Here is a 24780-nt window from a genome sequence, read left to right on the forward strand (position 1 = left end):
CCGTCTTCATGCGGGGGATAGTTTTTATCCGATAGGCTGGGCGGGCGTAGATCCGTATTTGACGCAGGCAAATACGGATCTTGGGCAGGAGGAAAAAACTATCCCCCGCGTGCCCAGTCAGAGCCGGTCAGATGCACGGAATCTATGCGGGCGAAAGGGACGTTGCCGGTCGAACACGGGAGGGGTGGATTTATGTCGAGGGGTAGGCTTCGGGCGTTAAATCCGTGAAAATGCCAGAGTATTTTCCGGATTTCGGGGCGCGAGGCAAAATCCACCCCTCCCGCCGGAGGGGAATCACACCCTAACTCATTTGGAGCTTTTACCGAGTCAGCCCCTACTAATCCTCAATAACGATAGCGTGGGCGGTTTCCCGGTCAATGCGACCGAAGTTATAGAACGCGGCGCACGCTCCCTCGGGGGAAACCATGCAGGTACCGATGGGTTTTTCGGGCGAACACGCAGTGCCAAAGACTTTACATTCCCAAGGTTTGATTCGCCCAGTGAGTACCGATCCACATTCACAAGCTGGGGGATCGGGAACCCGCACGCCTGGCACCTTGTACAGTCGCTCCGCGTCCCAGGCGGCGAATTCCTCGGAAATCCCCATCCCGGAGTAGGGCATCCACCCTAAGCCTCGCCACTCGAAAGTGTCACGGGTGGAAAATACCCGGTCAAGCAGTTTTAAAGCCGCCAAGTTACCTTCGGGACGTACTACTCGCGAATACTGGTTTTCTACTCGCGCCTCACCGCGTTCGACTGCTCCCGATAGGTATTGGTCGATTAGCATGGCTACCGACTGCAAAATATCGAGCGGCTCAAAACCGGTTACTACCACCGGTTTATTGTATTCTGTGGGCAAGAATTTGAAGGCATCCGAGCCGACGACGGTGGCTACGTGACCGGGCCCTATAAAACCATCAATCCGGGTTTCATCCGCGCCTACGATTGCCCGCAGTGGTGGCTCGATTTTCACGTGGTTAGAGAACACGGAAAAGTTCTTTACTTGCTGTTTCTTAGCAGCTACCAGGGTAACGGCGGTCGAGGGGGCGGTAGTTTCAAACCCGATAGCAAAGAAAATTACCTGCTTATCCGGGTTTTCTTTCGCAATTTTGAGGGCGTCCAGGGGAGAATAGACGAAACGTACATCACGTCCTCGCGCCCTCGCCTGTAGTAGGGATTCTTGGGAGCCGGGTACCCGCATCATGTCCCCGAAAGTCGTCAAGATGACGTCCGGTTGATTAGCCAGCCAGAGGGCGTCATCGACCCTACCCATGGGGATTACACATACCGGGCAGCCGGGACCATGAATAAACTGTACGTTTTCTGGTAAAAGATGCTCTAAACCGTGCCGGTAAATAGTGTGGGTGTGTCCGCCACAAATCTCCATAAACGCTAGCGGGCGCTCAAAATGCTTAGCCTCCGCGTTGATACGTTTTACCAGTTGGCGCGCAAACTGGGGGTCACGGAATTCGTCAACGTACTTCATTTGTTCTGTCTCATTTCACGATCAAAAGATTCTTTAGGTAAGGCAGGGACGGTTAAACCGAGGTGGTCTTGAACTGTTCTAGTTCGTCCTCGAACTGTCCTAACTTTTTTATCTGCTCCAATGTGGTGGCGGCTTCATCGGCATCAATCTGTGACATGGCGAAACCTACGTGTACCAGCACCCAGTCGCCTACTTTTAAACCTTCGTCTGCCAGTAAATCCGTGGAAATCATGCGCTCCACTCCAGATAGTGAAACTTTGGCGCGACCGCTCTCGGTTTCGTCGAATGCTACGATTTCGGCTGGTACTCCCAAACACATATGAATCTCCTTTAGCAAGCTTCTTTTCCAGATTACTGACATTTAGTTGAGCTATCAAAAGATGAAAATGACACCCCGTTGTGCAATTATCGATATGTGGATCCGAAAAACCGGCTTAATCAAGACGAAGCAAAAGTAAACTCCAATATTGCCCGGGTGCGCAGTCGCGGCATGAAACTCAAAGATGACTACGTGACCTTGTCGCATGGGGCGGGCGGGAAAGCTTCGGCTGCCCTGGTTGATCAAGTTTTCGTTTCTGGTTATGGAAACGAGGTACTTGCGGAATTAAATGATGCGGGGGTGCTGCCCCTGGCAGAACTGCTGGGCTCTGACAGCGAGGACGCTAGTTTTGCTGGCGGCAAGTTGGCAATGTCCACTGATTCTTATGTGGTTAATCCCATCGTCTTCCCCGGTGGCTCTATTGGGGAGTTAGCGGTAAATGGGACTGTCAATGACCTGGCAGTTTCGGGCGCTATCCCCAAAGTGATTAGTGCCGGTTTTATTTTGGAAGAGGGCTTGCCCATCGCAGATTTACGCCGCGAGGTGCAGGCGATGCGAGATGCCGCCGAGAACGCGGGGGTAAGAATCGTTACCGGCGATACCAAAGTGGTTCCCAAAGGCAGCGGCGACAAACTATTTATTAACACTGCCGGAATCGGGATTGTGCCAGGTGATCGTCAGCTGGGTGCTAGCCAGGTGCAGCGCGGTGACCGGATTATTATTTCGGGAGCGATTGCAGATCACGGGATGTCGGTGATGATGGCACGCGGGGATTTGGCGATTGAAGCTCCGATTAAATCTGATACTCGCGCGGTTAATCACCTGGTTGAAGCCTTAATGGCAGCGGTTCCGGATACTCGCTGGATGCGGGATGCTACTCGCGGCGGACTGGGGACGGTACTGAACGAACTAGCGGTGGCGAGTGGCTGGGGGATAGCTATCGAGGACGAATCTATTCCGGTACACGATATGACCCGCGGTGCCTGCGATATGTTGGGGATTGACCCTATCTATGTGGCGAACGAAGGTATGTTCTGTGCAGTAGTTCCCGCTGACCAGGTAGATACCGCGCTGGAAGTACTGCGGGCACTTCCGGGTGGGGAAGAAGCCGCCAATATCGGACGGGTAGTTTCCAAACCGGAGTCATCGGTGGTGATGGTGACCGCTTTCGGGGGTACTCGGATGATTGATATGTTGGTGGGCGATCCGCTACCGCGAATCTGCTAACTATCCAGGGGAAGGCGTCAAAGGTAGGAGTGTGCCTAGTGGTATTAGCCTTCGCTTGCCCCTAAAATAGCTGCCCACGCCTGTCCTAGGCTCAGACCCCCATCATTTGGGGGCACGGTCTGGTGAGTCAAGACTACATAGCCGTTTTCGTGCATTATCCGCGTGAAATGACTGCTAAATAGGCGATTCAGAGCGACCCCGCCGGTCAGCCCCACGGTCGTGATCCCCGCTTTTTCCGCGGTTTCTGCGGTTTGGAGCCCCAGTAGTTGTGCTAGCCCCAGATGAAACTGCCAGGCGCGCTCACCAACTTCCCGATCATCCTCAGCAAGCATCTCGAAAAGTTCCCGGTAGCTGTTAAAGCGAAAAGCTGGTGCACCTATATGTCTGTTTGCCCAGCTGGTGGCAGCGTGCTCTAATTCCATGGCCGCTTGCGCCTCGTAGGTGACCGATGTGCAGATTCCCAAAATGGCAGCTGCAGCGTCAAATAATCTGCCACAGCTAGTGGTGGATACTACTCCAAATCCCGTGTTTAACTGGCTTTTTACCAGTTCGACCTCGGAGCTGTTTCCCTGGCGCACGCCAATTTCGGTGCTGATCACTTGGGTAATCCGATCCAGATTCCAATCATGGGCGATCCCTAAAGCGGCTCGCCAGGGATAACGCACTGCCCGGTCGCCTCCTACCAAGCTAAATGAGGGCAGGTGAGCGCGGCGTTGCCATGTGTCTCCCGCAATCTCCAGGATTTCTCCTCCCCAGATAGTGCCATCGGTTCCATACCCGGTGCCATCTACTGCCACGATTACCGTCGGATCCAGGTGGGAGCGTTCCGCCAGTAGGCTATAGGCGTGCGCTACATGGTGTTGGATCTGCAATAACTCGATGTTGCGCTGGTCGGCAAAACGGGAAGCCCAACTGACCGTGGAATAGGCAGGGTGCAGGTCGCAAACCACTTTTTCGGGCTGGGAATGCTGGAAATTCAACATCTGGGTTACCGCCCTGTCTAAGGCCTCCTGACTGGCAAGAGTGCCCATGTCGCCAATATGCCCCGACAGATGTGCCCAATCCCCGCTGGCCAGGCAAAAAGTATTTTTTAGCTCCCCTCCGATTGCCAAGGTAGGTGCCGTGGCTACCTGCGGGAGCGCCACCGGCAGCGGTGCGTAGCCACGCGAACGCCGGGAAGGGATAGTTACTTGCGGGTTAGCCAGAAATACCGAGTCCTCCATCGGCAAATAAATATCCCGGTCATGGAAAACAAACCCGTCCGCAATCCGGGTCAAACGTTCGCAGGCGTCCTCGTTAGTAAAACACAGGGGTTCTCCTGCCAGGTTCCCCGAGGTTGCCACCAGTGCCATGTCCGAGCAGTCAGCACTCAAAAGCTCTAAGTGCAAAGGAGCATAGGGCAAAAGTATCCCCACGTCCCCCAACCCGGGAGCCACCGCGGGCGCTAGATTATATTCGGAGCCGAAAGGAGCAATTATGATGGGGCGCGCCGGGCAGGCCAGCTCTTTTAACTGGGAATCACTTAGCCGCGCCAGCCGGCTAGCAGCCTCAATATTGGGAGCCATCACTGCAAACGGTTTCTCTCCGCGATTTTTCCGTTTGCGTAGCCGGGCTACTGCTTCTTCATTGCGGGCATCACACATTAGATGAAAACCGCCAATACCTTTCACCGCCAGGATTTCTCCCCGTAGCAAACGGGCTCGAGCTTCGTCTAAGGCTCCGGCGATCAAGGGGCGGCGATCTCCCGAAGGAGGACGCAGATTTGGGTTGGCAGTATCGCTTACCCACAACACTGGTCCGCAATCAAAACAGCTAACCGGTTGTGCGTGGTAGCGCCGATTTTTTGGATCGGTATATTCTGCCTGGCAAGCCGGACACATCGGGAATTTAACCATAGTGGTGGTGTCCCGATCATAGGGTAAATCACGCATAATCGTTGCTCGCGGGCCACAATTTGTGCAGGTAGTGAAAGGGTAGTGGTAACGTCGATTATTTGGGTCGGCCATTTCTTGGCAGCAATCGGGGCAGGTAGCGGTATCGGAGGGAATCAGAGTGCGCGTGCCAGCCCGCCGCCGCGAAGACACAATCCTAAATCCGCTTTCGCCCTCAATATCGGCAATATCGCAGGCAGCGGTATGCAGAACCTGAGCGAGGGGAGGGAGAGTCGCCAGCATTTTCGCCATGAAGTTATCAATATCGCTGGCGGCGCCTTGGGCTTCGATAAAAACCGACTCGTCGTCGTTTCCCACGAAGCCGCTTAAGGGAAAACCTGAGGCCACTTTGGCTACGTGGGGGCGAAAACCTACTCCTTGCACCACGCCTTTCAGTCGATAGGCTCGCCGCACCTGGGTCCTCCTCATAGAAAATCAACAACTTCCACCCTAGCGCTAACCCGCGTCAAGGGAAGCGGGTAAGGTTAAGAGGGTTCCGCTGTGAGCGGCAAGTCACGAACTCAAGGAGGGTCATGCACGAAGTTGCGCTTTCGCGTCAACTTGCGCGGATAGTCTCGCGGAACGCTGCTGGCCGGGAGGTGCTAGAGGTCGAGTTAGAGGTAGGGCACTTACGGCAAGTGGTTCCCGAAGCTCTCCATTTCGCCTGGGGAGCGGTTCGTAAGAATACTTTGCGCGGTCCTGCCCGGCTCAATATCACCGAAATACCGGCGGTGGTGTCTTGCCGTAAATGCGAAGCAATCACCCAATTGCGGGAAGTGTTGGATTTTCGCTGCCAAGAATGCTCCTCGCGGGATCTGCAGATAATTAGTGGGGAAGAGTTTAGAGTGGTTTCTATTGAGGTAACACCCTTAGGGAAGGAATAAAATGGGACGTTTTCATCGCCACGATGATGGCACGGTACATTCACACGATCATGGGGATCATACCCACCATCACGATCATGGTGACTATGTAGCTGATCCGGAGGTAATCGGAGATCACTCGGGATATGACACCGAGAAGGAACGCATTGAAATCCTAGAAGATATTTATGCGGAAAACGACCACTTGGCAGAGCATAATCGCCAGGCGTTCGCAGAACACAACGTGAAAGTGGTTAACCTGATGAGTTCGCCGGGATCGGGGAAAACCACTCTGCTGGAGCGCACCCTGGCTGAACTGCAAGGAAAAATGCGGATCGGAATTATTGAAGGCGATATCGAGACTCCTTTGGATGCCGATCGCCTCCGCGGTTATGGCGCTCAAATTTCCCTGCTCAACACCGGCCAAGGCTTCGGGGGTGAATGCCACTTGGATGCCCCTATGGTGCATCACACTTTGGATGGTTTAGACCTCAGCCAACTTGACCTGGTGATTATCGAGAATGTGGGCAACCTGGTGTGCCCGGCAGAGTTTGACGTGGGGGAGAACGCCAAAGCGATGGTGTTCTCTATTACCGAGGGCGAAGATAAGCCCCTAAAGTACCCGGTGATGTTCCGCTCGGTAGAGATCGTGGTGGTTAACAAGATGGATCTGGCGCCCTATCTTAACTTTGATATGGATCGCTTCCGCGGATACTTGAAGCAGGTCAACCCGGGGGTAAAAGTGGTGGAAGTTTCCGCCGAAAAAGGGCAGGGGATTGACGCCTGGATTCAGTGGCTACAACAACTATGAATACGCTAATTATTTTTGCGTAATATCAGTGGACGTATTAGCTGGTTACCCTGATTTGTGGGCGGTGGCTAGATATAATGATTTCGACAGACGTTGTGGTCTAACTTAAATACCAGTGAGGAACCGGAAATGAGTTATGAGATAAAACCGTGGCGGGAGGGCACCCTCGCCGATAACCTCGCCAGTGCCGGGGTCAGCCGACGAGATTTCGTAAAATACTGTGCTGGCTTGGCAGCAATTTTTGCTGTGGGTACTCCCCAGATGGCGCATGCGGCTCCGGCCCAAAAAGCCGCAGAGGAGCTGGCCGATAAACTAGGGGCGATCACCAAACCCAATGTGGTGTGGCTCCAGCTCCAAGAATGTACCGGTTGTATGGAATCGGCTCTGCGTAGCGGGGGAACCACGGTAGAAGAAGTGGTACTGAACTTACTTTCGGTTAACTACAACGAGCTGCTGATGGCGGCCGCCGGTGAGGCGGCAGAAAAAGCTTTGGCTGAAACTAACGCCAAAAAGCATATCTTAGTGGTCAACGGTTCTATTCCCACTAAAGATGGTGGTATCTACTGCACCATAGGTGGCAAATCTGCAGAGCAGGTTTTGCGCGAATCTGCTGAGAACGCAGACATTATCTTGGCAGTGGGTGCCTGCGCCGTTTACGGTTCGGTGCAAGCTGCTAAGCCTAACCCCACCGGAGCAGTGGGGGTAGATGAAATTATTAAAGACAAAGCGGTTATCAACGTTTCTGGTTGTCCTCCGATTGGGGAAGTAATCACCGCCTCCCTAACCTATATTTTGACTCACGGCGAGCCTCCCGAAGTTGATTCCGAGGGACGTCCCCTCTTTGCCTATGGTCAGCGGATTCACGATTCTTGCCCGCGTCGTCCTCACTTCGATGCCGGCCAATTCGTGCGTACCTTTGACGATGCTGGCGCACGGGAGGGATGGTGCCTATACGATGTGGGCTGCAAAGGCCCCTCGACCTTTAGTCCCTGCCCGATAGTGCAATGGAATATGAAATCAGGGTGGCCGATTGGTGCCGGTCACCCCTGTATCGGCTGTACCGAGCGTGACTTTTTCGATCGTTTCTCACCGTTCTACCAAGTCTTGCCCAGTGTCCCGGGATTCGGAGTGGAAGCTACTGCCGAGAAGGTAGGATTGGGCTTTACCGGCGCAGTGGCGGCAGGAGTCGCCGTACATGCGGGAGTTACCGCTGCTAGAGCCGCAGCGGATCGAAAAGCCACCCGGAATTCTCCAATGGCGGCTTTTGGGGAAGCCACGGATGTTGATACCGAGCCGCCATCAACGGAGGAAAACCCCAACGCAGATGTTCCTGAGGCCAACGAAAAGAACAGTGAGGCGAAATAATGGCTGAAAAAGTAGTTATCGACCCGTTAACCCGCATTGAGGGACATCTGCGTATAGAGATGGAAACCGAAGGCGAGCAGATTAAAAAAGCCTGGAGCGTGAGCACCCAGTTCCGAGGAATTGAAACTATCGTTCAAAATCGCGATCCTCGGGATGTTTGGGCTTTCGTCCAACGTATTTGTGGGGTTTGTACCTCGGTTCACGCGATTGCTTCCATTACTGCAGTAGAGGACGCTATCGGTTCCAATCCCCCAGAAAATGCGCGGTTGATCCGCTCGTTAGTGTTGGGATCGCAAGAAATCCAGGATCACGTGATCCACTTCTATCACTTGCACGCTTTGGACTTCGTTAATGTACCCAATGCCGCGAAAGCAGATCCAGCTAAAGCGCTGGAGTTCGCCCACTCGATCGGTTCTAAATGGCGGGGCAATAACCTGAAACGCTTCACCGAAGTTCGGGACACGGTAAAGAAGATTTTGGATTCCGGGCAGCTGTCGGTGTTTACCGGCGGGTATTGGGATCACTCGGATTACCGCCTTCCTCCAGAAGCAGATTTGATGTGTGTGGCTCACTATCTGGACGCTTTGGAGTTCCAACGTTCCATGATTCGGATCAATACGGTATTCGGGGGCAAGAACCCGCACCCGAACTTCCTGGTAGGTGGCATGGCCTGCTCGATTGATCCGAAGTCCTCAGAATCCATCAACCAGGTGCAAATGGATCAAGTAAAAACCTGGGTTGAGGAGATTAATGAGTTTGTAAAGGATTGTTACTACCCGGATATTTTAGCCTTGGGCGGGGTATACAAAGACTACTTCGATATTGGTGCTACCCATCCAAACTACTTGGCAGTGGGACTGGCAGGATCGATGTTTGCGGGTGACCCGAATAAATCTCGTCTGTCCTCACCCCACACCGCCATTAAGCCGGGTGTGATATTCGACGATGACCTCACCAAGGTTCATCCTTTCGATCCTAACAAGATTGAAGAGTTTATTACCTCTGCGTGGTACCAGTACTCGGTGGGGGACAAGAAGGGACTTACTCCCGATAAGGGCGAGACCACGGTAAACTACACCGGGCCGAAGCCCCCATTCAAATGGCTAGGTGATCGCGATAAATACACTTGGTCAAAGGCTCCTCGCTATGAGGGTAAACCAATGCAGGTCGGACCGGTAGCGCGGATGTTGTTGGCGTACGCCCAAGGTTACGCACCGGTTAAGAAGCTCCTTGACGGGGCGATCGCTACCTTAGGTATTACTCCCAAACAGATCAACTCTACGATGGGACGTACCTTTGCTCGGGCAGCGGAAGCGGTAGTCTCCGCAGATTTAATGCGCGAGGATTACAACGCCCTGGTTAACAACATCAAGAAAGGCGATATTGAAGTTTTTGATGCCAGTAAGTGGGATCCGAGTAGTTGGCCTACCCAGGCGCAAGGATACGCCTTTATTGAAGTTGCCCGCGGAGACCTATCACACTGGGTATCGATTAAAGATGGCAAGGTAGAACGCTACCAAGCAGTAGTGCCTACTACCTGGTTGGCGGGAGGACGCGACGCCCAAGGAGTTACCGGCCCCTACGAAGAATCCCTGATGGGAACCGGAACTCATCCGCTGGTAGATCCGAAAGCGCCCCTGGAGCCCATGCGTACTATCCATTCCTATGATCCCTGTATGTCATGTGGGGTTCATATTCTCGATCCCGATGGCAATCTCCTGGGTGAGGCGGTGACGTCATGAACGACAAAGCGGGAACGCCAACTGCAGAAGTATCGAAGAAATCCTCTGACAAAGCTATAGCGAAAGCGAATAAAGATCGCCAAATAGAGTTTTTCGCTCAAGATAGCGCCAAAACCGAGGGGATTGAGGTTGGGGGCGGCTTCAGCTGTTCGGATATCTCCCTGCGCCGCCTGCTGGTAATGGCGGCAGTGTCTCCTAAAGGCAGCACCGATCCGGTCGATGTAGCGCTCAAAGAGTCACTGCGCTACCGGTTCCGCCATGGCGCACCTAATGTTGAGATTCCTGCCAAAAACTTTGATCCCCCGGTGGATCGCCGCTACTCGCTGGCACGCATCAACGATATGAAACGAACCAAGACCGGGGAGTCTCGTAATACCATCATTGCCCGGGGGGATCTCGAGTCGGTGATGAATGTCGCTGAAACCGAGCGATCGCTGCGAACCTTGCTCAGGAAGAACGCGCAGATGGCGGGGTCGCGTGGCTATCGCTGCCTGGGGGTGGCAACCGCCACCGTGGACGAAAACGGCAAGATTAGCCCCTTCACTATGGAAGGCTTCGTAAATGTGCGTCCGGTGGGTACCGGTTTGCGAGGCAGAGATCTTACTCCCACCAGCGAAGATTGGGTAAGGCTGAGTGTCTGGTCCGCTAGCTTGCGTTTCCTGCATTGGTTTAACGTTTTTCTGATAGTGACCCTTTCCGTAACTGGCTACTACATTATGGATCCGTTCTTTGGGGATACTTTCTTTCGGGGAATTGATCCCGGATTCCTCATGGGGATCATGCGTTTCATCCACTTCACAGCAGCATTTGCTTGGTTGGCGGTAGGGGCTGCCCGGGTGATTATTGCCTTCATCTCCAAAGACCGCTATATGAGATGGGAAACTTTCTGGTCATTTAAGAAGAAGCAAGACTGGATCAATTTCAAAGAGACCGTAGGTTTTTACCTCTTCCTACGGAAAGAAAGCCCTCTCTATGTGGCGCACAATCCGTTGCAGCAGATGGCCTACACCTCTATCTATATCCTTGGGGCTTTCCAGATGCTTATCGGAGTAGCACTGTATGCATTGCCGTACAAAAATACCAACCTTTTCTGGCAAATATTGGCTGCTCCCAACGACTGGCTGGGAATCCCGATGATGCGTTTTATCCACGCCATGATCATGTTTATGTTCTGGGGTTTCGTTATCGGGCATATCTATCTTGCTTTCCGGGCAGATTCTCTTGAGCGTCACGGCGGGATTTCTTCGATGATTTCTGGTGGGGTTTGGATGCGGCGTACCTCAAAGCCCTACGATGCCCCTGAACTGTAGATAGAAAGGAATAGATGTCGGCAAGTGACCTGACGCCTTCGGAGCTGCCTAACTCGCGGTTTCCTGCGAGTTTACCTTCCCGGCCCCGTATAGAGCCGGGCAGTAGCGATAACTATTTGCCTCTGCCGGATATTTCTAAAGCTGATGGTAGCCCTTGGGCAGGATGTCGCTTTACCGTCTTGGCGGTGGGAAATCCCATCATGGGTGATGATGGGATTGGCCTGGAGATTCTAGCGGAGTTGCAAGGACTAGTATCCCAGCGCCCGGCCTGGAAGGCCGCGATTGCCAGGGGAGAGATGTCTCTGCTAGAAGGCGGAACAAACGGTATGGAACTGGTTCCGGTAGTGCAAGAAGCCGAGCGGCTTTTGATCCTAGATTCAATAGCTCCCGGCAATGGGCGCCAGCCGGGACAGGCATTGCACATGAGTGGGGATCATGTGCCCCGTTTGCTTTCGATGAAGATGTCACCGCACCAGGTAGGACTGCTTGATGTGCTAAGCTCCGCCCGCCTTACTGGAAAAGAACCAGAGGTGCTAGAAGTCGTAGGGGTAGTTAGCGAAAAGGTCGATTTACACTTAGGTTTAACTTCCGCCGCAGCATCGGGAATCAAACCGGCAGTCGATTATGCTGCCCAAATCCTAGACTCGTGGCTTAAATAGCTCCCACCGTTAGCGATCAGCAGCTTGCAATCGGCCGATCGCTAGACCTGGCCTAGAAAAGAGCCTTAGCTCTGATCCCACTCCACCCAGGAAATTTCAAACTCGCGGCCGTGAGTGAGATTGCCAGTTGGTATGCCGCATTTTGGGCATAGCAGCGCGAAAAATTCGTCAATTTCTACATCTTCAGCGCAGCTGGGGCAGTAGACGCTAGCGGGAATAGAGTTGACTTCCAGCTCGGCCGTGGCACAAATGGTGTTGTCGCGAGCTATTGGCCAGGAACCATACAAAGCCTGCGGAATGGCGCCGGACATGGTACCGACATTTAGCGCGACCTTTTCAACTCGGGTAACCTGATATTCAGCGTCAGCGGCTGCTTTTTCCACCGCCGCCACTACTGAAGTTAATAACCCAAGTTCATGCATATATTTATTTTCCCAGGAGAGTAATGAAAATCAACTTAGATGAAATCATTGATCCGATGCAAGGACGGGTAGTGATATCCCCAGACTCGCAAGGGAAATCGCATGCCCATTTCGATCTGCAAGGTTTGCCGCGGATTGATGGAATGTTGGTGGGAAAATCTGCCCTGGAAGCATTGAAAATGACCGAGCATTTGTGCGGAATTTGCCCGGTAGCGCACCATTTGGCCGGAATTCGCGCCCTCGACGCCCTCAGCGGCAATACTGAAATCTCCCGGGAAGCGGAGCTTACCCGCCGCCTATTACATTACGGATCGGTGGTGGAAACCCATTCCCTACGCTTCTTGCGCCAAGACCGCGACAGCGGGGTGCGGCTAAAGAAAGTTTCAAAACAAATGCTGGTAGTGGCAGGATCGCCAGGGCATTTCCCAGTTACCGCCATACCGGGCGGGGTTAGGAACTTGCCGAATATCGAAGATTTACAAAACCTGCAAGCAGAGTTACCGGCAGTGATAGCAAGCGCCGAAAAGCTATGCGAACTCGCTTTCAACAAGCAATCCCATGCCGAAGTATTCAGCCAATTTGCCGGGGCAGATTTAGCTTTGATTAACGAGGACGGCAACCCCGATATTTTTGGAACCAGAGTTCGGGCAGCGCGCGCCGGGTCAACCTGGAAAGAGTTTGACTTCGAAGAATGGAACCAGCAGGTAGCGGAAGAAAATCCGGGTGCCCCTGCACCGCACCCCTATTTGAGCGCTTTGGGTCCAGTCCCGGGACGCTATCGGGTAGGCCCGGTCGCGCAGCTTTCGGTGGGGGATTTACCCAGTGAGCTCGCAAGCAAGGCGCAAGCACGCTGGTTAGCGGGAGGCCGGGATGCTGCTAGTGCGAGAGCTATCATTACTTTGCATGTCCTGGAAAAAACTGTCGAGCTAGTTTCTGAGCTATTATCCCTGCTTGAGCTAGGGGAGCTAGAAGCGTGCCCACCACAAGAGCAGGTACCTTTCCAAGAGGTAGTTGCGACCGGTCTGGTGGATGGTCCGCGCGGACTGCTGGCTCATACCTACCGCAGCGATTCCCAGGGGATAATTACTTCCGCCACGATCCTCACCCCTACTGCGCAAAACGAACCCTGGTTGGCAGATTTATTAACCGAGGCGATCGACAGGGAAGATGTAGTCAGGCAAGCGGCTCTAGAGCAATCAATCCGCGAAGCGGATCCCTGTTTGCCACTCAGCTCGGCGCCGGAAGGGCAAATGGGGCTGCGGGTTGATACCCAGCATTAGTAGTGAGGGGTATCCTGAAGTGAGAGATTCCAGTATCCCAGCAAGAAAGGACTAAGGCCATGTGCGTGGGAGTGCCCTGCAAAATCTTATCGATTGAGTCAGGTGTGATGCCGATGGGGCGCATCGATGTAGCTGGACAGGTTCAGGACGCCTGTATGGCATATCTTCCCGAGGCGCGCGTGGGCGACTATGTCCTCATCCAAAATGGTTTTGCAATGAATCGTTTAACCGCCGAGGAAGCCCAGGAATCTCTAGATACCTGGCGAGAGCTGGGAATGCTCTCCTAGAAGCGGGCAGGCTCCGATGGCAGTATTCTTTTCGCAATCGGATTATTTGTTAAACTCGATAGCAAGCTCATAGATAGTCGAAGGAGTTATCATGGCATGTTTTATTGTTCCTGCTGCTGAAGCAGCGGCAGTAACGGTAGCTAAGAAACAGATCGCAAGGAAAAGCCGCAACGGCGCCACCCCGGAAAGCACCGAACGTTCTTTAAATCTAGTTCGCAAGCTGACCTGGCTAACCAACCTGTTATGGGGCGGAGCGTTGCTGCTAGCTTTTGAGCACCTCTGGCATGGGGAAGTAATCCCTTATTTCCCCTTCCTTTCAGCGCTCACAGAGCGTTCCACCACCCAGCAGATGCTATTTGAGATGGGTACCGTGGGTGTCGGGATGGCACTGCTGGTCACCGCAGTTTGGGGGATTGGGCTCGCCCTGATTCGCGCCAGTGAACGCCGCACCAAAGTAGTTACCGAGAAGATCGACGCTTAAGGACATAAACCATGACTCTAGTGATTACGCTTTTCGCGGCGATTGCCAGTACTGCCTGGTGGTACGCGCACGCACCCCAGTCAAAAATGCGGGTAGATCTGCTGTGCTGGATGTATTGGGGAGCTTCCTTAATGTGGATGGTTGATCTGGCAGCTGAATATATTGAAGTGGGCGCGGAGGTGTTTACTCCCGCAGCCAGCGATATGCTCAACGATGCCTACTTGGGGTTGTTTGTGGTGGCACTGGCCGGCATTGTCTGGATCGGTTACCTGATTGTTAAGGATCCGCGGGGAGTGCGCACCCAGATGGCTAGGCGAGAAACCGGTCTTGACCGGGATGCCAGCGCCGGTGCGAAAGATTTAGTGGCTTCTCATTAAGGCAACCACCAGTTCTTCTACCAGGGAAAACTTGCTGAATAAATAAATAAAATTCCGCAGCTACGCGGGCAGATACTGAGAAAAGTATCTGCCCGCGCTTGTTATATCTGCAGTAGCTCATGAACAGGCACTAGCTCTAATAAACGCGGGGAGTTCATTTTTCCTCTCGCATCTTTTACGGCTCGACCCTTACGTAGGTGGCACCAGCGAGCGCGGGGGATAACTTTTATCCGAGTGGGTGCGGTGGGCATAAGAATTCGGAAAACGTCGCTACGTTTTCCGAATTCTTGGGCAGGAAGAACAACCGCGGCTAGGGTATGGTCGCGGCCGGTAAAAGATACGAGAGGGGCTTGAGCTGAGCTTTGCGAAGCTCACGGGGCCCCGGAGTGCTTTTACCGAGCCAGACCTACCAGCACAGGTACTGTTCGAATTCTTGGGCGGGAGGAAAAAGTTATCCCCCGCGTATTCCGGGACTAGTCGCAAACTAGGCAGGGGAGACGGCTAACAGGCGAAAACCTTTCTTGGAGGCCAGGCGGCGGGTGGGGAACCCTTGCGCGCACAGCCACTTTTGCATCGAATCTGCGCCTAGATTCTTCCCCATAACTAAAATCGCTTCTCCACCCGGATTTAATAACGGCAACCAGGTGAGCAGTAGCTCTTGAAGTGGTTTTTTCCCGATCCGCACCGGGGGATTAGACCAGATCAGATCGAGTCCTCCGGCAGCTTTTGCGGCCGCGAAAATCTCCTCAGGCGAGCCTACCTGCAGGCAAACTCCTGCTCGCTGGGCATTCGTGCGGGTGAGATCTCGGGCGCGTTCACTGACGTCAACTGCTAGCACCTGTGAGTTAGGGCTTAAAAGCCCTAGGCTGATTGCTAGCGGACCCCAGCCACAACCTAGATCCAAGAAAGTACCGGCTTCAGGTGGGGCAGGTGCTTCAGCTAATAGTACCGAGGTGGCTTTATCTAGCTGGCGAGCAGAAAACACTCCCTGCGCGCCCTCTAAGCTTAGTTTTTTGCCAGCCAAAATCACCTCGATAGGGGTGCGTTCTGCCGCAAGTGCGGCGGGTTGATCCGTGAAATACTGTTCCATCACTTCTAGAGTATTATTTTTAGTTTCCTCGTGCGGGTAAGCCATAATATAGGGCTAAACCGATAGCCTAGCGATCTAGCCGGGACTACCGGTGGCAGGCCGTGAGCGAAGAGAATAGGAGGTGCGATTGACTAACGAGGTTAAGCAGATCGATAGCGTACTTGATCAATACGTCACCGCCTATGCCCGGATTGACCCTTTCAAAGCATCCGAGTGGGGAATCTCCGGATATGACGCTTTCTTGCCGGATTATTCGCCTCCGGGGATTTCTGAACGCTACAATCTGCGAAAAGACACTTTAGAGCGGGTGGCAAAGACCCCAAAGGGATCAGCTCGTGAGATCCGAGAAGCCCAGGGATTTACCCTTTGGGCACGCGCGGAACAAGAAAAGTTCGAATCTGGGTTTTTAACTTCCGAGATTAGCGGAACCAACTCGCCGATCCAAGTGTTTGCGGAAACGCTCAAACTAATGGATGTAAGCAGCGAGGCAGCGGTGGGTAATCTTACCCGCAGATTCCTGGCTCTTGACCAAGCGTTTACGGGACTAAAAACCACGATGAAAGAATCTAGAGATCGTGGCTGGACGTTCCCCCGGGAAGTCATGGAAATGATTTTGGGGCAGGCAACCATCCTGGCGAATCCAGAGCATGATATTTATGAATGTAAACGCGCGGAGATGAGCAATACCCGCCTGTCGCAAATGAGTAAGCGGGCATTTGAGCGGGGAGTTTCTACTGCTCAAGGCGTCTTTTCAGAGATTGCAGATTATTTGAAACAGGAAATTCTGCCGGCATGTTCGCCCATTGGTCCGATTGATCCGCACTCATATTTTATTTCCTTATCGGGCATAGGAGTCACTGAGCCCAATCCGGGTGAGCTTTTTGAAACAGCTAGTCAAGATTTGGCGCGCCTGCGGGCTTCCTGTGACCAGTTGCGGAGCGAGTTGGGGGATAAGCATGCCTATCGACTCTCTGATTTAGAAGTTGCAGATGGCTTTAACGTACTAACTTGGGCGATGGAAGATGCTTGGGAAGGTTTTCACTCCCAGGTGGATGCGGAACTATCCGAGCTGGTAAATCCCGAAATCTTTCCCTTGAAATGGGAAAATGATCCCCACGGTTGCCTGGTACATCCTTACTATTCAGCGGGAATCGGACTGTCAAAAAACAATCGGGTTTTACCGCGCAAGTGCGCTGTCAGCAGGGCTCCCTATTCCTATCAAGACACCGAGAACCCTACGGTTACTAGTGGTGAAGCCTTCGACTCTTTCCTAGAAATTGATAACCGCTACTTTGCGCTAGCTGCTCTGGAAAAGGGCATTCCTGGCTCTCATCTCTACTCGCGAGCGCGTGAAGCTTTCGGCGCTAATCTGTTTACGCGGATAGCTGCACATTTGCCAGTATCCAATTTGGGTTGGGATCTTTTCGCCCTGGAAATGGCGCCGAAACTTTGGGATATCCCTAGTGAGATCAGTTTGAAAATCCAGGAACGCCTTACGAGTTATGTAGCGCTGGCTCTAGCGGATCTGCAGTTATACGGAGCGCAAGGGGAAGGGAAAACTTGGGGACTACCGGAGGCTGTCGAATACCTCCGCGATACCGTATCGCTCCCCGGGAGCCGGGTGCTGTTGCGTCAACGATACCTAGGGGTTCCCGCGTTGAGTGTGGCTCCTTGGTACGGATGGCGGCGTTGGAAAGCGATTTATCAGCAATTCCTAGCCTCTGGGGGCAGCGGCTTTGCGGATTTTGTGCGGAAAGTTGCCCCGGCCGGAGCAGTTCATTTTGAGGTACTCGCGGACGCCGTTTCCGATTAGACCAAGCAGTTACTGCCGCAGTCACCTTGACCGAGTCGGGAAAAGTGATTACTTGGCCGGAAAACCTTATGTTCGAGCTATTTATGTTGCTCTCAGCGAAAAATAAGGATTATTTCTATTAATTTTGGAAAATCAAAAGCAATCTGCCCAAAATATCAATTAACAGTAATAAATCAGTATTATGAAAGCTAATCATTCCGGTTTTAGAAAGGCTAAGACTATGCGCAGTCGTTGGCTCCCCCTAACAGTCCTAGCAGTAACCATTCTAGCTGCTGGAGGTCTGACCGCTTGTAGTAACAACTCCCCAGCAGATTCGGTTGATCGGATACTAATTAATGGCGAAGAGCCGGCTCGTGGACTAATCCCGGCAGCTGCCGATGACGAAGCCGGAATTAAGATTATTGATTTACTGTTTGCTGGTTTAGTCACCTATGACAAGCAGGGGCAAGTGATAAACGATGTGGCTCAAGAAATTACAGATTCTTCCGACCATAAAACTTGGACCATTCAACTGAATACTGATCGTAAATTCTCTGATGGCACTCCGGTGTTGGCGAAGAATTTTGTGCGTGCCTGGAAGGCCTCAGCTGCGCAAAAATTGGGGGCGACCACTGCTTATGAAGCAATCGAGGGTGCTGAAGAAGATGGAACCGGTAACCTCAGTGGGGTCATGGCTAACGGTGACGACAAAATAACTATCAAGTTGAAACGTCCGGTGGCTGACTTTTCTAATCGCCTGGGGATCAATGGTTTTTATCCGCTCCCGGATAGCGCTTTTGATAAACAAGGGAGAATTAAAAAAGAGTTTGGGCAAAAACCGGTGGGCAACGGTCCCTACACGCTTACTACTTGGGAGCCTTCCAGTCAGATACTACTGGATAAATCCACTACCTATCGCGGGCCGCGCGAGGCAAAAAACGCGGGACTGGAAGTTAAAATCTATGCCGATTTATCGGCTGCTTACCAGGATCTTTTAGCCGGGAATTTGGATGTGCTTGACCAAATCCCGGATGGCGAATTGCCTAATTCTAAAAAGGATTTGGGGAACAGACGGATCAGCGCGGTGCAAGCCGGGATGCAGACCTTAGATATTGACTACCAGACGAAACACTTCTCAGGTGAGGAAGGAAAACTGCGGCGCCGGGCAATATCGCAAGCTATTAATCGGGAAGAAATAATAAAAACTATTTTCTACGGCACCCGCAAGGCAGCCACTGATTTCATACCCCCGCAGATTTTGGGACATATCGAGCGGGGCACCGAAAGCAACAAGGTGCTGGAATTTGATGCTGCAGCTGCCAAACAAGCCTGGGAAGCTGCCGATAAGATCCATCCCTGGCAGGGAGAACTAAAAATTACCTATAACTCCAACGAATCTAATCAGCCGTGGGTAGATGCAATTTGTAACCAGTTGTCGAACGCTCTGGGGATTAAAGCAGTCGGTGATCCTAAACCGGATTTCAAAACTATGATGGAAATGATGGATCAGCATTCCTTTACCGGGCCTTTCCGGATGGGATGGTCAATGGGGTATCCCTCTCCAAATAACCTGCTCGCCGGACGCTACGTAAAAGGCGGTAATGGTAACAAAATGGGATATGACAATCCCGCGTACGCCGAGCTTTTGACGAGGGCGCAGGCGGCAGATACAGCTTCAGAGGCTGGAGAACTCTATCAACAGGCACAGACTCTGCTACTAGCCGATCTGCCTTCGATACCGCTATGGTCTCCCAGCTCAAACATTGGATTTAGTCAACATGTGGGCAAGGTGACTACAGATTGGAAAGGTGAGGTAGCTTTTCATAAAGTTACTAGAAAATAACCATCTCGGAGGATGCCGTGGCCAGTAGCGAAATTTCTGACAGTAATCTCGAATTATCTCAGGCAGAAGGTGCCCAGTTGCATCGCAAATTAAAGGCACGACATCTGAATATGATCGCCATCGGGGGAGCGATCGGTACGGGACTGTTTGTGGCCTCCGGCGGTACTATTACCGGTGCTGGCCCCGGTGGTGCCCTAGTTGCCTATGGCGCGATCGGCATCATGGTGTTCTTCCTGATGCAATCCCTGGGAGAGATGGCTACCTATTGTCCCACCTCGGGTGCTTTCGAAGTTTTCGCTACCCGCTATGTATCCAAATCATTTGGTTTTGCGCAAGGGTGGAACTACTGGTACAACTGGGCAATCACCGTAGCGGCGGAGCTAGTTGCCGCTACTATCGTGATGCAATACTGGTTTCCAGAATCGGTGGTACCGGCCTGGATATGGTCACTGTTATTCCTGGTAATTCTGTTTGCCCTTAACGCCTTTACAGTTCGTGGTTTCGGCGAATCTGAGTTTTGGTTTGCCTCTATCAAAGTAGTAACCGTAATCGTCTTCCTGGTACTAGGGATTTTAATGGTGCTCGGGATTATGGGGGGAGAATCTCCAGGATTCACTAACTTTACGCGGGGAGATGCTCCCTTCGTTAATGGATTCTGGGGCATTATGGGGGTCTTTATGATTGCCGGATTCTCCTTCCAAGGTACCGAGATGATCGGGATAGCGGCCGGGGAAACCCAAGATCCGGAAACCAATGTTCCCCGGGCCACTAGGGCGGTATTTGTGCGGATTCTGCTGTTCTATATCGGCGCGATCGCGGTGATTGCCTTCCTGATTCCCTATTCGGATCCCGCCCTCTTACAGGGAGCGAGTGCCGATTCTGATACTGCCCAAGGCTTTACCGAGGCCGTTACCAAGTCCCCCTTTACTCTGCTTTTTGAACGAGCCGGGATAGCGGTAGCTGCGGGCGTAATGAACGCGGTTATCTTAACTTCAATTCTGTCTGCCGGTAACTCCGGAATGTATGTTGCCACCCGGATGCTCTATTCCCTGGCCAAAGAAAAGAAAGCACCGGCGATTTTCGCTCGGCTGACCGGTCACGGCGTACCTCTAATGGCACTAGTGGCTACCAGTTTGGTAGGCGCACTTTGCTTCGCCACCTCGCGCGTAGGTACCGGTCAGGTCTATGTATGGTTGGTGAATGCTTCCGGGCTTGCAGGCTTTATTACCTGGATGGGAATCGCCTGGTCTCATTACTGTTTCCGGCGCGCCTATAAAGCCCAAGGAAAATCGGTAAGTGACCTGCCCTACAAGGCTAGTTTCTATCCCGCAGGACCGATTATTGCGCTCCTAATGTGTGCGGTAGTGATAGTTGGTCAGTCTTTGGATGTGATTAGCGGGGAAGCCTCGATTATGGACTTCTTGGCAATTTATATTGGGCTACTGTTCTTCTTGGCTCTCTGGGGAGGACATAAGCTAGTTACCCGCACGCCGAAAGTAAAGCCGGAAGAAGCGGACCTATCCCGTCATATCTAGAAAGACATATATTGCTCGAACGACGGGCGACATCGGCATCATCGGCTTTGGAGGTTCCCTGTAGATTCCCTAAGAATCTCTGCTAGTTTTCTGAGTAGTCGGTATCCTACCAGTTATCGGTTCATCAAAAGCAAGTCGAGAAAATCTTGGGATTTTGTAAAAACTATAACTAGGAATGCTATATTGGCTGTGATCGTGTCAACAATTCTGCTGATACATCAGCTTTAGTAATGTAAGCAACAAGCTTGGAGGCAATAGTGAAACGACGGGGCGCATTGGCCCTTGCATCTGCACTTGCTCTTTCCCTTGGGCTCGCCGGTTGTTCAAATGGGGCTGGCGACTCTTCCGCAGCGAAGGCAGATGACAAAGGGATTATTACTGTAAATACCGTAGAACCACAAAATCCCCTGATTCCGACTTCTACGAATGAAACCGGTGGTGGACGCGTTATAGATGCGCTGTTCTCTGGCCTGGTCTATTACGAGCCTAAGACGGGAGAGGCCAAGAACGAACTGGCCGAGTCGATTGAGTCTAATGATCAAATAGTCTGGACGATTAAACTCAAGAAAGACGCCAAGTTCTCCGATGGTTCACCCATTAAGGCCGATAACTACATCAAAGCCTGGAACTACGGGGCAAACCCGAAGAACGCGCAAATGTCTTCCTCTTTCTTCGAGGTTATTAAGGGCTTTACCCCCGGTCCCGAAGAAGAAGGAGCTCAGGCACCCGATGTTCCGGAATTGGCCGGCTTGAAGAAGATCGACGATTATACTTTTGAAGTAACTTTGAACCAGCCGACTTCTGACTTTGCGCTGCGTTTGGGCTACTCTGCCTATGTGCCGCTGCCGGATGTGGCTTTCAAAGATATGAAAGCCTACGGGCAGAATCCTACGGTTACCTCCGGGCCTTACATGCTCAAGGACAAGGGCTGGCACCACAATGAATCTATTGAACTGGTAAAGAACGACAAGTACGCCGGTCCGCGCGAAGCTAAGAACGGTGGAGTCACTTTTAAGATTTATACCAAGTCTGATGCGGCCTATGCCGATGTGCAGTCTGGTCAGCTGGATGTACTTGACGATGTCCCCGCTGCTGCTATGAATACCTTCCAGTCTGATTTCCCGGATTCTAACGCGAATATACCGGTAGCAGTTTTCCAGTCCTTCACGATTCCGGATCGCCTGAAGCACTTCGGGATGGATGAGGAAGGCCGCATGCGCCGGCAAGCGATTTCTTACGCCCTTGACCGGGCAAGCATTTGTGAGAAGATCTTCCAGAAGACCCGGGTACCGGCGAAAGACTTCACTTCTCCGGCCATGCCTAACTACGACAAAGTTATGAAACAGGTTAAAGGCGCGGAAGTATTGAAGTTCGATAAAGCTAAGGCTAAGGAATTGTGGGCAAAAGCTGACGCGATTTCCAAATTCGAGGGCAAGTTCACCATCGGTTACAACTCGGACTCCTCCCATAAAGACTGGGTAGATGCTGTCGCAAACCAGCTCAAGACCAACTTGGGTATTGAGGCAGTCGGCGATCCCTATCCGGACTTCAAAGGCTTGCGCGATGCTATTACCCAGGAAACCATCAAAGGTGCTTTCCGCTCTGGGTGGCAAGCTGATTACCCGGGTATGAGTAACTTCTTGGAGCCCCTATACTCCAAGAACGGTAACTCCAACGACGGTAAGTACAACAACGAAGAGTTCAACAAACTGATGGTAGAGATCTCCAAGCTGCCGGTTGGTGACGAACAGGATGCGAAGTTTGCGGAAGCGCAATCGATTCTGTTCACCGATCTACCCGCCATCCCGCTGTGGTACCAAAATGTTCTGGGTGTCTGGAATAAAGACAACGTTTCGAACGTGGCCTTTAACTGGAAGAGTGAACCGGTTTACTACGAGATCACTAAGAACGCTTAAAGACAGCGAGAAACAAAAGATAATCCTGCTGTAAATGCAGGTGCGGAGGCGGGTCTCAAGGTAGAAAATGCCTTTTGACCCGCCTCCGGTTTTTTGCTGGGCGCTGTAACGCGATAAGGTTTAACACAGCTTATAGTCAAGGAGAGACCAATGCTCAGATACATAGGGCATCGTCTACTGCAGATGATCCCGGTATTCTTTGGGGCAACGTTCCTGATTTTCGCAATGGTGTATGCCATGCCGGGTGACCCGGTGCAGGCACTAGGCGGAGATAAGGGACTACCCCCCTCGGTAGCCGCGCAAATTCGGGCGGAATACAACCTGGATAAACCGCTGTGGATGCAGTATTTGCTGTATCTAAAGGGAATCGTCACCCTAGATTTCGGGAAAACCTTCTCGGGTAGGGAAGTTACCGAAGTGATGGCTACTGCCTTCCCGGTAACGATAAAACTGGCTTTTATGGCGATTATCTTCGAGGCCGTCATCGGAATATTCTTCGGATTTTTCGCCGGACTCAAAAAAGGCAAAATTTTTGATTCCACCGTGCTAGTGATTTCCCTAGTAGTAATCGCGGTGCCGACTTTCGTTATCGGTTTCTTATTGCAGTTCCTATTCGGGGTAAAACTGGGCTGGCTCCCTACGACTGTAGGGGCAAATGTTAATTTCCAGTCCTTACTGATGCCGGCGATTGTGCTAGGGGCAGTTTCCTGTGCCTATGTCATTCGGCTTACTCGCCAAGAGGTCTCCGAGAATCTGACCGCCGACTTCGTGCGCACTGCCCGGGCAAAAGGGATCCCCGAAAGTCGGGTGATGACCCACCACGTCTTGCGGAACTCGCTAATTCCGGTGGCTACTTTCCTAGGTGGCGACCTGGGGGCTCTTATGACCGGCGCGATTGTGACCGAAGGTATCTTTGCGATCAACGGTGTGGGCGGTACCCTTTACCAGGCTATTTTACGTGGTGAAGCCGCCACGGTAGTTTCTGTTACCACCGTCCTGGTTCTGGTCTATATTGTCGCTAATCTGCTAGTAGACCTGTTATACGCTGTACTAGACCCGAGGATTCGCTATGAGTAACCAACTACTGCCTGGACAAGATCATTTCGTAAACAAGGTCGATGAAACCGGCCTGGGCGCTGTGGATGCCGTAGCCGATGAATCGGCACCCTCCTCGGTGTGGGGAGAAGCCTGGAAACAGTTGCGTCGCCGTCCCCTCTTTTGGGTAGCGTTGGTGATCATCATGCTGTCAGTACTGATGGCCGTAGTGCCGCAGCTGTTTACCTCGCAAGATCCCACCTACTGCACCCTGGAAAACTCCCTCCAAGGCCCCACTAAGGGTCATGTTTTCGGTTTCGATAAACAGGGCTGCGACCTCTATTCTCGGATCATCTATGGTGCTCGTGCCTCAATCGCGGTCGGGATTTTCTCGACCCTAACCGCCACGATTATCGGCGTTATTTTCGGGGCGTTGGCCGGCTACTTTGGGGGAATTCTAGACGCGATCCTTTCCCGGATCGTGGATATCTTCTTCGCCATCCCCATGGTGCTGGCCGCCATCGTGATTATGCAAATGTTCAAAGAACACCGTTCCATCTGGATGGTGGTAATCGTGTTGGGGGTCTTTGGCTGGACCCAGATTGCTCGTATTACTCGCGGCGCGGTGCTTTCGATTAAGAACGAGGAATACGTAACTGCAGCTCATACCCTGGGCGTATCTAACATTCGGATTTTGCTGCGCCATATTCTGCCGAATGCGGCGGCTCCCGTGATTGTTTATGCCACCGTGGCGCTGGGAACCTTTATTGTGGCGGAAGCGACGCTATCCTTCATGGGTATTGGCTTGCCGTCCTCTATCGTTTCTTGGGGCGGAGACATCTCTACTGCCCAGCAACAGCTGCGCACCGCTCCGATGGTGTTGTTCTTGCCTTCGATCGCTTTGGCGCTTACGGTACTGAGCTTCATCATGATGGGGGATGTAATCCGTGACGCGCTCGACCCGAACCAGAGGAAACATTAATCGTGAATCAAAATAACCAAAAGGATC

At 52.4% G+C, this 24780-nt stretch carries 22 protein-coding genes; 17 read left to right on the plus strand and 5 right to left on the minus strand.

Translation table 11 applies throughout. The features are described 5' to 3' along the window. Nucleotides 1–337 precede the first annotated feature (337 nt). Nucleotides 338–1486: a hydrogenase formation protein HypD gene (gene hypD, locus L0M99_RS00585; RefSeq protein WP_238127412.1), complete on the minus strand. Its 1149-nt coding sequence runs from the start codon at nucleotides 1484–1486 to the stop codon at nucleotides 338–340. A gap of 52 nt (nucleotides 1487–1538) precedes the next feature. After that, nucleotides 1539–1805, minus strand: coding sequence for a HypC/HybG/HupF family hydrogenase formation chaperone (locus tag L0M99_RS00590; RefSeq protein ID WP_238127413.1), 267 nt, complete (start codon nucleotides 1803–1805; stop codon nucleotides 1539–1541). Nucleotides 1806–1901: 96 nt separating this feature from the next. On the opposite strand from L0M99_RS00590, the gene hypE reads away from it, so the two are divergent. Then, entirely contained in the window at nucleotides 1902–3032 is a 1131-nt protein-coding gene (hypE, locus tag L0M99_RS00595) for a hydrogenase expression/formation protein HypE (protein WP_238127414.1), read from the plus strand. Nucleotides 3033–3076: 44 nt separating this feature from the next. On the opposite strand, the gene hypF is transcribed toward hypE, so the two are convergent. Continuing rightward, nucleotides 3077–5392 carry a carbamoyltransferase HypF gene (hypF, locus tag L0M99_RS00600; protein ID WP_238127415.1) on the minus strand — a complete coding sequence of 772 codons (2316 nt, stop codon included), beginning with the start codon at nucleotides 5390–5392 and terminating at the stop codon, nucleotides 3077–3079. Between the two features lie 104 nt (nucleotides 5393–5496). Between hypF and L0M99_RS00605 the strand changes: the two genes are divergently transcribed. From L0M99_RS00605 to L0M99_RS00630, 6 genes are all read left to right on the plus strand, one after another. Beyond that, on the plus strand, nucleotides 5497–5847 hold the full coding sequence (locus L0M99_RS00605; protein ID WP_238127416.1) for a hydrogenase maturation nickel metallochaperone HypA: 351 nt from the start codon (nucleotides 5497–5499) through the stop codon (nucleotides 5845–5847). 1 nt (nucleotide 5848) lies between these two features. Next, a complete protein-coding gene (gene hypB, locus L0M99_RS00610; protein ID WP_238127417.1) occupies nucleotides 5849–6637 on the plus strand; it encodes a hydrogenase nickel incorporation protein HypB in 789 nt (262 codons plus the stop codon). 129 nt (nucleotides 6638–6766) lie between these two features. After that, entirely contained in the window at nucleotides 6767–8002 is a 1236-nt protein-coding gene (locus L0M99_RS00615; RefSeq protein WP_238127418.1) for a hydrogenase small subunit, read from the plus strand. Beyond that, nucleotides 8002–9744, plus strand: coding sequence for a nickel-dependent hydrogenase large subunit (locus tag L0M99_RS00620; protein WP_238127419.1), 1743 nt, complete (start codon nucleotides 8002–8004; stop codon nucleotides 9742–9744). Before L0M99_RS00615 ends, L0M99_RS00620 begins: the two co-directional genes overlap by 1 nt. Continuing rightward, complete coding sequence (gene cybH, locus L0M99_RS00625) at nucleotides 9741–11054, plus strand: Ni/Fe-hydrogenase, b-type cytochrome subunit (protein ID WP_238127420.1); 1314 nt, start codon at nucleotides 9741–9743, stop codon at nucleotides 11052–11054. The genes L0M99_RS00620 and cybH overlap by 4 nt, the downstream gene beginning before the upstream one ends. A gap of 14 nt (nucleotides 11055–11068) precedes the next feature. Then, a complete protein-coding gene (locus L0M99_RS00630; protein ID WP_024058588.1) occupies nucleotides 11069–11713 on the plus strand; it encodes a hydrogenase maturation protease in 645 nt (214 codons plus the stop codon). Between the two features lie 65 nt (nucleotides 11714–11778). Here L0M99_RS00630 and L0M99_RS00635 read toward each other — a convergent pair whose 3' ends face one another. Continuing rightward, nucleotides 11779–12135 carry a hydrogenase maturation nickel metallochaperone HypA gene (locus L0M99_RS00635; protein ID WP_238127421.1) on the minus strand — a complete coding sequence of 119 codons (357 nt, stop codon included), beginning with the start codon at nucleotides 12133–12135 and terminating at the stop codon, nucleotides 11779–11781. A 23-nt stretch (nucleotides 12136–12158) separates the two neighbouring features. Here L0M99_RS00635 and L0M99_RS00640 point away from each other — a divergent pair, with 23 nt between their 5' ends. The 4 genes from L0M99_RS00640 (at nucleotide 12159) to L0M99_RS00655 (ending at nucleotide 14560) form a co-directional block, all read left to right on the plus strand. Then, complete coding sequence (locus L0M99_RS00640; RefSeq protein WP_238127422.1) at nucleotides 12159–13415, plus strand: nickel-dependent hydrogenase large subunit; 1257 nt, start codon at nucleotides 12159–12161, stop codon at nucleotides 13413–13415. Nucleotides 13416–13474: 59 nt separating this feature from the next. Beyond that, nucleotides 13475–13702, plus strand: a complete 228-nt coding sequence (locus L0M99_RS00645) for a HypC/HybG/HupF family hydrogenase formation chaperone (protein ID WP_278605756.1) — start codon at nucleotides 13475–13477, stop codon at nucleotides 13700–13702. Between the two features lie 91 nt (nucleotides 13703–13793). Further along, nucleotides 13794–14183 carry a hypothetical protein gene (locus L0M99_RS00650; RefSeq protein ID WP_238127424.1) on the plus strand — a complete coding sequence of 130 codons (390 nt, stop codon included), beginning with the start codon at nucleotides 13794–13796 and terminating at the stop codon, nucleotides 14181–14183. 11 nt (nucleotides 14184–14194) lie between these two features. Continuing rightward, a complete protein-coding gene (locus tag L0M99_RS00655; protein WP_238127425.1) occupies nucleotides 14195–14560 on the plus strand; it encodes a hypothetical protein in 366 nt (121 codons plus the stop codon). A 484-nt stretch (nucleotides 14561–15044) separates the two neighbouring features. Here the strand turns inward: L0M99_RS00655 and L0M99_RS00660 are convergent, their stop codons facing one another. Beyond that, nucleotides 15045–15695: a class I SAM-dependent methyltransferase gene (locus L0M99_RS00660; protein ID WP_238127426.1), complete on the minus strand. Its 651-nt coding sequence runs from the start codon at nucleotides 15693–15695 to the stop codon at nucleotides 15045–15047. Nucleotides 15696–15777: 82 nt separating this feature from the next. On the opposite strand from L0M99_RS00660, the gene L0M99_RS00665 reads away from it, so the two are divergent. The 6 genes from L0M99_RS00665 to L0M99_RS00690 all read left to right on the plus strand — a co-directional run bounded on the left by L0M99_RS00665 (nucleotide 15778) and on the right by L0M99_RS00690 (nucleotide 24753). Then, complete coding sequence (locus L0M99_RS00665; protein ID WP_238127427.1) at nucleotides 15778–17463, plus strand: DUF885 family protein; 1686 nt, start codon at nucleotides 15778–15780, stop codon at nucleotides 17461–17463. A gap of 220 nt (nucleotides 17464–17683) precedes the next feature. Further along, nucleotides 17684–19285, plus strand: a complete 1602-nt coding sequence (locus L0M99_RS00670; protein ID WP_238127428.1) for a peptide ABC transporter substrate-binding protein — start codon at nucleotides 17684–17686, stop codon at nucleotides 19283–19285. Between the two features lie 17 nt (nucleotides 19286–19302). Beyond that, the gene (locus L0M99_RS00675; RefSeq protein ID WP_024058598.1) at nucleotides 19303–20820 is read left to right on the plus strand and encodes an amino acid permease; all 1518 of its coding nucleotides are present in this window, start codon (nucleotides 19303–19305) and stop codon (nucleotides 20818–20820) included. A 275-nt stretch (nucleotides 20821–21095) separates the two neighbouring features. Then, nucleotides 21096–22736, plus strand: coding sequence for a peptide ABC transporter substrate-binding protein (locus tag L0M99_RS00680; protein ID WP_238127429.1), 1641 nt, complete (start codon nucleotides 21096–21098; stop codon nucleotides 22734–22736). 150 nt (nucleotides 22737–22886) lie between these two features. Next, nucleotides 22887–23813 carry an ABC transporter permease gene (locus L0M99_RS00685; RefSeq protein WP_024058600.1) on the plus strand — a complete coding sequence of 309 codons (927 nt, stop codon included), beginning with the start codon at nucleotides 22887–22889 and terminating at the stop codon, nucleotides 23811–23813. Further along, nucleotides 23806–24753 (plus strand): ABC transporter permease, encoded by a 948-nt coding sequence (locus L0M99_RS00690; protein ID WP_238127430.1) that lies wholly within the window; start codon nucleotides 23806–23808, stop codon nucleotides 24751–24753. Before L0M99_RS00685 ends, L0M99_RS00690 begins: the two co-directional genes overlap by 8 nt. Nucleotides 24754–24780: the final 27 nt, after the last annotated feature.

This window comes from Varibaculum cambriense (assembly GCF_022133705.1).
Taxonomy (GTDB): domain Bacteria; phylum Actinomycetota; class Actinomycetes; order Actinomycetales; family Actinomycetaceae; genus Varibaculum; species Varibaculum cambriense_A.

Bases quoted from the DNA above. Each gene is read 5' to 3' on its own strand.
- L0M99_RS00685 (WP_024058600.1), top strand. From the start codon at position 22,887: ATGCTCAGATACATAGGGCATCGTCTACTGCAGATGATCCCGGTATTC.
- hypF (WP_238127415.1), bottom strand. From the start codon at position 5,392: ATGAGGAGGACCCAGGTGCGGCGAGCCTATCGACTGAAAGGCGTGGTG.
- L0M99_RS00645 (WP_278605756.1), top strand. From the start codon at position 13,475: ATGTGCGTGGGAGTGCCCTGCAAAATCTTATCGATTGAGTCAGGTGTG.
- L0M99_RS00630 (WP_024058588.1), top strand. From the start codon at position 11,069: ATGTCGGCAAGTGACCTGACGCCTTCGGAGCTGCCTAACTCGCGGTTT.
- L0M99_RS00605 (WP_238127416.1), top strand. From the start codon at position 5,497: ATGCACGAAGTTGCGCTTTCGCGTCAACTTGCGCGGATAGTCTCGCGG.
- L0M99_RS00670 (WP_238127428.1), top strand. From the start codon at position 17,684: ATGCGCAGTCGTTGGCTCCCCCTAACAGTCCTAGCAGTAACCATTCTA.
- L0M99_RS00660 (WP_238127426.1), bottom strand. From the start codon at position 15,695: ATGGCTTACCCGCACGAGGAAACTAAAAATAATACTCTAGAAGTGATG.
- L0M99_RS00635 (WP_238127421.1), bottom strand. From the start codon at position 12,135: ATGCATGAACTTGGGTTATTAACTTCAGTAGTGGCGGCGGTGGAAAAA.
- L0M99_RS00690 (WP_238127430.1), top strand. From the start codon at position 23,806: ATGAGTAACCAACTACTGCCTGGACAAGATCATTTCGTAAACAAGGTC.
- L0M99_RS00640 (WP_238127422.1), top strand. From the start codon at position 12,159: ATGAAAATCAACTTAGATGAAATCATTGATCCGATGCAAGGACGGGTA.
- L0M99_RS00655 (WP_238127425.1), top strand. From the start codon at position 14,195: ATGACTCTAGTGATTACGCTTTTCGCGGCGATTGCCAGTACTGCCTGG.
- L0M99_RS00650 (WP_238127424.1), top strand. From the start codon at position 13,794: ATGGCATGTTTTATTGTTCCTGCTGCTGAAGCAGCGGCAGTAACGGTA.
- L0M99_RS00620 (WP_238127419.1), top strand. From the start codon at position 8,002: ATGGCTGAAAAAGTAGTTATCGACCCGTTAACCCGCATTGAGGGACAT.
- hypD (WP_238127412.1), bottom strand. From the start codon at position 1,486: ATGAAGTACGTTGACGAATTCCGTGACCCCCAGTTTGCGCGCCAACTG.
- hypB (WP_238127417.1), top strand. From the start codon at position 5,849: ATGGGACGTTTTCATCGCCACGATGATGGCACGGTACATTCACACGAT.
- L0M99_RS00590 (WP_238127413.1), bottom strand. From the start codon at position 1,805: ATGTGTTTGGGAGTACCAGCCGAAATCGTAGCATTCGACGAAACCGAG.
- cybH (WP_238127420.1), top strand. From the start codon at position 9,741: ATGAACGACAAAGCGGGAACGCCAACTGCAGAAGTATCGAAGAAATCC.
- L0M99_RS00615 (WP_238127418.1), top strand. From the start codon at position 6,767: ATGAGTTATGAGATAAAACCGTGGCGGGAGGGCACCCTCGCCGATAAC.